General features: G+C 67.3%; 5 protein-coding genes and 3 pseudogenes. 7 read left to right on the top strand and 1 reads right to left on the bottom strand.

Annotated elements, in window-relative coordinates:
- Window positions 1-755: 755 nt before the first annotated feature.
- From ACIQ7Q_RS34850 to ACIQ7Q_RS34830, 5 genes and pseudogenes are all read left to right on the top strand, one after another.
- On the top strand, window positions 756-1334 hold the full coding sequence (locus tag ACIQ7Q_RS34850; RefSeq protein ID WP_403871457.1) for a hypothetical protein: 579 nt from the start codon (window positions 756-758) through the stop codon (window positions 1332-1334).
- 40 nt (window positions 1335-1374) lie between these two features.
- Window positions 1375-1968: a hypothetical protein gene (locus ACIQ7Q_RS34845; RefSeq protein WP_403871454.1), complete on the top strand. Its 594-nt coding sequence runs from the start codon at window positions 1375-1377 to the stop codon at window positions 1966-1968.
- 526 nt (window positions 1969-2494) lie between these two features.
- Window positions 2495-3178 (top strand): hypothetical protein, encoded by a 684-nt coding sequence (locus tag ACIQ7Q_RS34840; protein ID WP_403871460.1) that lies wholly within the window; start codon window positions 2495-2497, stop codon window positions 3176-3178.
- Window positions 3130-3354, top strand: a pseudogene (locus tag ACIQ7Q_RS34835) (trypsin-like serine protease); the annotation flags it as partial. The gene ACIQ7Q_RS34840 and the pseudogene ACIQ7Q_RS34835, both read left to right, overlap by 49 nt.
- 75 nt (window positions 3355-3429) lie before the next feature.
- Window positions 3430-3899: pseudogene (locus ACIQ7Q_RS34830) on the top strand (substrate-binding domain-containing protein); the annotation flags it as partial.
- Here the strand turns inward: ACIQ7Q_RS34830 and ACIQ7Q_RS34825 are convergent.
- Window positions 3782-4038: pseudogene (locus tag ACIQ7Q_RS34825) on the bottom strand (IS701 family transposase); the annotation flags it as partial. The pseudogenes ACIQ7Q_RS34830 and ACIQ7Q_RS34825 sit on opposite strands and share 118 nt — an antisense overlap.
- 309 nt (window positions 4039-4347) lie before the next feature.
- Here ACIQ7Q_RS34825 and ACIQ7Q_RS34820 point away from each other — a divergent pair.
- The gene (locus ACIQ7Q_RS34820) at window positions 4348-5595 is read left to right on the top strand and encodes a choice-of-anchor Q domain-containing protein (protein ID WP_403871451.1); all 1248 of its coding nucleotides are present in this window, start codon (window positions 4348-4350) and stop codon (window positions 5593-5595) included.
- A 35-nt stretch (window positions 5596-5630) separates the two neighbouring features.
- On the top strand, window positions 5631-6455 hold the full coding sequence (locus tag ACIQ7Q_RS34815; protein ID WP_403871448.1) for a carboxylesterase family protein: 825 nt from the start codon (window positions 5631-5633) through the stop codon (window positions 6453-6455).
- Window positions 6456-6579: the final 124 nt, after the last annotated feature.

The raw sequence follows: 6579 nt of genomic DNA, 5'->3' as shown, positions 1-6579 counted from the left end.
GCGGAAGCTCCGCTGCAGCACCAACCGCATCACCGCGATCGTCCAAGCCGTCCTCGTCCTACATCACGCGGCAGCCTGAGGTTGGAAAAGGCTCATGAGTTGCTGAATCAGCATTTGTGACAAGCCGCGTGCCTCACTGGTGACAACCAGGCTGCTTCGGCCGGTCCCGTTCGCCATGTCATCCGGCTTTTCCGGTGACAACTACTGAGCTTCGGCTCATCTTCCCGGTTCGGCCTGCTCTTCAGCAGCTCGTGCCACTCGGCATCGGTCAGCCGGCGCCTGAGGCGGGCCGCTGCGTACATGGCGAACCGGCTCGGGCAGCCACAACAGCCTCAAAGCCTCAGGGCCAGAGCGAGCCGCGTGGGGGCTGTCGTGGCCACCGCGCTGTTGCTGCGACGCCTATTTCTCCATGGAGGGCGGGCAGGGCGGTGTGTGTGCAGGACGGTGACATTCGCGTTTGAGTCAAAGATTCGGGAGATGAATGGCTTGATTTTCCAGCCGAGCAAGGGAAATTGGGCTGAATTTGAGATTCCTCTGTGATCTGGGTCACACGGATATGGAAAGCGTTGCTGAGCTAGGGCGGAGCTGCACAAGATCTACGGGTAAGCGAGTTCAGGCGTCCCCGGCTATCGGTAATGGGGGACGTGTGCACTCGACGTACCGTCATCTCGGGAGAGAATGTGAAGCACGGCCATTTTGTGTCTCGGCGGCGGAAAATCGCTGTCGCTCTGGCTACAGCTGGGGCTGCGGTGGCTATGACCGCAACAGCAGGCTCCGGGGCCTCTTACGCGAGCGAGGGAAAGCTCGAGGGAATCCCGGAAGCTTCTGTTTCTGCTGATGGAAGGTTCTTCAAGCCGGGCCCCAACACCATCGTCAAGGTGACCGCTGGGGCTGTGGGCGATGAAAGATCGGCGGAGAGCGACTCGGTCTCGCCGGCACCCGCAGATGCGACTGCCTTCCGCTTCTTAAAGAACAAGAAGTATCTCGGTCAGTCGTGCGGCACCGACGTGATCCAGCAGACAAGCGGGCACGGCAGGACGACGCTCGTCCTCACAGTCGACAAGAAGGTCGACGCGACTGTGAAGAGGGAGATCGGCATCGACCTGGGCAAAATCTCGGCCGGCATGGGCTGGGATGTGACCAAGAGCTACGGCGTGAGCAACCAGTCGCGCTACGAGGTGCCCAGGGGGAAGTTCGGCACCATACAGGCCTACCCGCTCTTCGATCAGTACGTAGGTGACGTGTGGGAAGGTGTAAGCGGAGCGTTCCCGACCGGAAAGCGTGCATACGCCTACAAGCCGGTGGGGGTCTGCTTCAATCAGTGGCTAGACTGACAGATATCCTGAAGAGTCGATAAGAGCGAGGTGCGGCCCCTTGGCCGGGAAAAAGCGAATTCTGGTTTTAGGGGCCGCTATCGTGCTTGCTCTCACCGGATGCACAAACGGGCCATCCGAACCCCCTCCAGCGGAAAGCAGTGATCGCCTCATTCCGCTGAGCGAGATAGATCCGATCAGCGTGGCCGATGACCCATTGGCCGAACATGACGACTCCCTCACGGGCGGATCACCCAAGTTTCTTGCCGAGGTCAAAAGTGGTACGCAGCGAATCTTGATGTACGCAAACAAGACTTCATGCGGATTCTTGACCATTCCGCATGCCGACCGACCCGCCATCGGAATCCACCTGATCTCGCAATGGCCCAGTGAACGTGAAGGAAATTCGCCCTACCCGGCAGGGCCGTACAACAGCTCATCAGGCTCTGATAGTTCCAGGACGTGGGCATCGCTGGCATGCAGCAGGAACGCCATGGTCATTGAGTACACCGGCTCACTGGATACCGATGCGGAGAGCCGAGGCAATGTCTCGGTCACCCGTGCCGCAGACCCTCGGGCAGCCTCGCTGATAGTGGTGGGAAGCCAAGAGGTACGTGAAATGATCACCGCCCGGGTGAGTACTGAGAGCTCGTAGCACGCCCCATCGAGCCGCTGGCCTTTCACCCCGTGACGGGGAAGCGATCGCCCACTACAGGCGCCTGGACCTGGAACCCGCCCCCTGCCTCGGCGCCCGCACCTGCGGCGGCGCCAGCTACGAGGAACGCGTCATTCAGGCCGGCCGATCCGCCAACGTGGCCGCCCCGCTCCAGATCACGCTCGACCCCGGCCGGCTCACACGCTAGACCCCCTTGGCGCCGTGGCAGGTGGCCTCGGGCCGCCGTGCCAGCCCGTGCCCGCCGCCCCGGCCGAACTGTGGGCCACCAGTGCAGTCGCCGGTCCCAGCCCGGGCCCGGCTGCCGACCGCGTGGCGGGTTCGGCTCGGTCGTGGTCATGATGTGGTCTCCCTCGGGATGCCTGCGTGCGCGGTTCGCACGCAAGTCGGTGGAGAGTGCAGTGCCTGCACCCCTTGCGTCTCGGGCTGATGGCCGGACAGCAGCCGGACCGCACCTAGTCGTATGGATCACGAACGTTGCTGACGCCTCTGTGCCGGCAGACAGACCGTGCACGACACCGGAGACAGCATCACCGACGCGCTCGCCGGCGGTAAAGCGGGAGCGAACTTCTTCGAGGCCTTCTCCACCGCGCTGCGCAAGGATGAGGGCGGAGACAGCGGGGGCGGCCCGATCGCCCGGATCATCCTTTCCATCGTGTCGATCCTGGCGGCCGGCGTGGTCTGGTTGGAGCTCGTGGTCCGCACCGCCCTGCTCTACGTCGGCGCCGCACTCGGCACCGTCGTCTACGCCGGACTGGTCGACCGCGACCTGTGGGGCCGGGTACGCCGATGGGTCGGCATCATGGTGGCGGTCATCCTCGTGAAGCCGATCATCGTCATCGTGCTGCTGCTCGCATCCGCACTCGCCGGCGGCGAGCCGAACACCGACCCCACCAGCGCCATCGTCTCCGGCCTGGCCATCATCATCGCCGTGTTCGCCAGCGCGCTCTTCAAGATGATCCCGGGCATGGGAGACGACATCATCGCCGCCCGCCGCGAGAGCTACGACCCCGCCAGCAAGCAGGCCGTTGTCCTGGTCACGAAGCCCGTTTCCACCATGCGACAGGGCATCAGCACCCACGCCGACCGCGACGCCGTCTCTCGTCCGAGCCAGAGCCAGCCGGCTCAGCAGACGTCAGGAGCGCCAAGAACGAGACCGTCAACTACAGCCAGGGCGCGGTCCATCAAATGACCAAGACGAGCGTCTGCGCCGAGCCGGGCGACTCGGGCGGGTCGTTCATCAGCGGTGACCAGGCGCAGGGGGTGACCTCGGGCGGCTGGGGCAACTGCAGCGGCGGCGGCCAGACATGGCATCAGCCGGTCAACGAGATCCTGGGTCGCTACGGGCTGCGCCTGCACACGGCCTGACGGCGGGTGACGGCCGACCATGGCCGGGGCCGGTCGCGTAACCACGCGACCGGCCCGCACCGCATGTACGGGGACGCGGCCGCCGGACTCGAGTCCGACAAGGCGCTCGTGGTCGTCACCGAGGGCTACGGACGCGAGGACGGCGCCGCAGCCATGGCCGCCCTTCTCGACCGTGGCGTCAGGCAGGACGCCGTCTTCGCCCACAACGACCTCATCGCCATCGCGCGATGCGCACCCTCACCGAGCGCGGCCTGACGGCCCCCGGCGACGTCGCCGTCGTGGGGTTCGACGACATCGAGGAGGGCCGCTACGGGACCACCACCCTGACCTCGGTCTCCCCGGACAAGGAGGCCATCGCCCCGCTGGTTGACGACAGTCTCGTCGAACGCCTCGCGGGCGCCACGGTCGAGGAGCCACGACGGCAGCGCCCCGGATACCGTCTCGTCGTCAGGGAACCGACCGCCCGCCCAAAGCATTCCTCGATGGCCCAGTGGCTGCCGGGGATGCGGATCAGTTCGTCCAGGGTGGTGCCGAGGGGGCAGTAGACGATGTAGCAGAAACCTGATCGGGCCGGCTGACGCTGCGGCGGGCGATGACCCGGTGGCGACGGTCCTCGCGGGGCCAGGGGTGGATTTCGGCCCGTGCCCGGTCGTACACCATCAGGCCGTGGGCGCCCTGCCCGCAATCCGACAGGCGATCCGAACAGGCGATCCGACGGTCTCGTGCCCGTCCGCCATTTGTGGCCGACGGGCGTGTAGACACGAGTCCTTCTGAATGGAACGCTCGCTACAGAGACGGTTGTTCGCGTCTGGCCCTGTCCTTGTTCTCCGTCGCCTGGCCGCTCCGGCGCAATCCAGCCGGCACTTGCGCCGGCCGCGTTCCTCGCACGAGCCGCAATTCCCTGCACGAACAAGAAGTCCCTGCACGAGCCAGAGTCCTCGCACGTCCAAATTCCTTGCACGTCCAGATTCCTTGCCGAGAGGAGTTCACCGGATGAGGAACTTGAGCACCCCGGCGGCACTGGCCGCCGTCGTCCTCGCCATAGCGGCGAACCTCGCCGCTCCCGCTTCCAGCACCGCCGCTCCCCCGGCCGCCGGGCCGGCGGCGTTCACAGTGGACACCACGTCCGACGCGGTGGACGTCGACCCGTCGGACGGCCTGTGCCGCGCCGCGTCGGGCGCCTGCAGCCTGCGTGCCGCGGTGATGGCCGCCAACGCCCGGCCGGGCAGTACCATCACGCTGCCTCCCGGCCGCTACCGGCTGACCATCCCGCCCGATCCCCGGCTGATCATCGGCGACCATCCCGACCCGACCACGGGCGACCTGAACGTCAATGCGCCCACCACGATCCAGGGCTCCGGGGCGCGGAGCACCGTCATCGACGCCAACCGACTGGACCGTGCTTTCCGCATGCGGGCGGACACCCGGCTGTCCGATCTGACGATCACCGGCGGATCGGCCAAGCAGCGCGAACTGCCCTTCACCGACACCGCCGGCGGCGCCATCGCCAACGAACAGCACATGACACTGCGACGAGTCGCCGTGACCGGGAACTCCGCCGGTTACGGCGGCGGCATCTTCAACATCCCCGACTCCCACCTGGACCTGATCGACAGCACCGTCAGCGGGAACGTCGCGGGAGAGGCCGGCGGCATCAGATTCGACGACAGCGGCACCGTGACCAACTCGACGATCGCCGACAACCGGGTGACGGACCCCGGTGACCGTCCCGGCAGCCTCGGCGGCTACGGCGGAGGCATCGACATCCGCGGCCTGGGACCGGTGGAGATCCTCAACTCGACCATCACCGGCAACCGTTCCAGCGACGGCGGTGGCGGAATCAACATCGCCCCCGCCTACCTCGACAGCCTGCCCCGGCCGATCCCCGACATCGTCGACCTGCCCCTGGGGCGTCTGACCCTCCGCAACTCCCTCGTCGCGAACAACACCGTCAACGGCACGGCGGCCGACTGCGAGAAGGCCTTCGCCACCATCGCGTCGCAAGGTCACAACATCGACAGCGACGGCAGTTGCCGACTCACCGCCGCGGGCGATCTGCCCAGCCGTACCCCGCTGCTGGGACCGCTCGCCCACAACGGCGGCCCCACGGACACCGCCGCGCTGCTGCCGAGCAGCCCCGCCCTCGACGCGGCCGACGACTGCCCGGCCACCGATCAGCGCGGCGTCGCCCGCCCCCAGGGCGCCGCCTGCGACATCGGCGCCTATGAGCACACGCCATGACCACGGCCACCTTCATCGGCACCAGGAGCGATTCGATGAGGTCCACCAGCCTGCGCCGAACCATGGTCCGCGCCCTCACTGCCGCCGCGGCCCTGCTGCTGTCACTCACCGCACCCCCGCCACCGGTTTGGGCCGGCACCGGCCATGACCCCCTGGTCGTGCACACCTCCCACGGCTGGGTGCGCGGCGCGGCCGGCCACGACGGCGGCCGGGTCTTTCAGGGCATTCCCTTCGCCGCACCGCCGACAGGCGGGCGGCGCTGGCGTCCGCCCCAGCCCCCCGCCCGGTGGTCCGGCGTAAAAAACACCACGGCACCGGCCCACCCCTGCCCCCAACTCCCGCTGACACCGCTGCCCGACGGCGGCCCCGTTCTGCCGGGGGAGTCCAACCGGACCGGCAGTACCACGGAGGACTGCTTGTACCTCAATGTGTGGACGCCCGCCCGCACCGGCGGCGGGCCCCTCCCGGTGCTGGTGTGGCTGCACGGCGGCGGCAATGCCTACGGCGCGGGCAGCGACTACAACGGCGCGGCGCTAGCTGCACGCGGCATGGTGGTCGTGACCGTCAACTACCGCCTCGGAGCGCTGGGGTTCCTCGCCCACTCCGCACTGTCGGCCGAGAGCGCGGACCACGCCTCCGGGGACTACGGCCTGATGGACCAGCAGACCGCGCTGCGCTGGGTACGGCGCAACATCGGTGCGTTCGGCGGGGACCGCAACCGGGTCACTCTGGGCGGCCAGTCCGCCGGGTCCGCGGACACCTGTCTCCACATCGCCTCGCCGACGGCGAGGGGCCTGTTCCACCGGGCCATCCAGCAGAGCGCAAGCTGCGCCTCGGACGGCGGTCTGAGTGGACGTTAAGTCCGATCTTCCTCGGTTCGTGATCGCTCGATCGTGGTACTGATCGTCGCGCAGGCCTCCTGCCGGGCATGTCCATGCTGAGATGCGAGGCATGAAGCGAGAGCCGTACCCCAGCGACTTATCG

Source organism: Streptomyces sp. NPDC096176 (genome assembly GCF_044763255.1).
In the GTDB taxonomy this organism is placed as follows: Bacteria; Actinomycetota; Actinomycetes; order Streptomycetales; family Streptomycetaceae; genus Streptomyces.
Note: the sequence above shows the minus strand (reverse complement) of the source record. Positions and strands in the feature narration are given on the sequence as shown.

Bases quoted from the DNA above. Each gene is read 5' to 3' on its own strand.
- ACIQ7Q_RS34850 (WP_403871457.1), top strand. From the start codon at position 756: ATGACCGCAACAGCAGGCTCCGGGGCCTCTTACGCGAGCGAGGGAAAG.
- ACIQ7Q_RS34820 (WP_403871451.1), top strand. From the start codon at position 4,348: ATGAGGAACTTGAGCACCCCGGCGGCACTGGCCGCCGTCGTCCTCGCC.
- ACIQ7Q_RS34815 (WP_403871448.1), top strand. From the start codon at position 5,631: ATGAGGTCCACCAGCCTGCGCCGAACCATGGTCCGCGCCCTCACTGCC.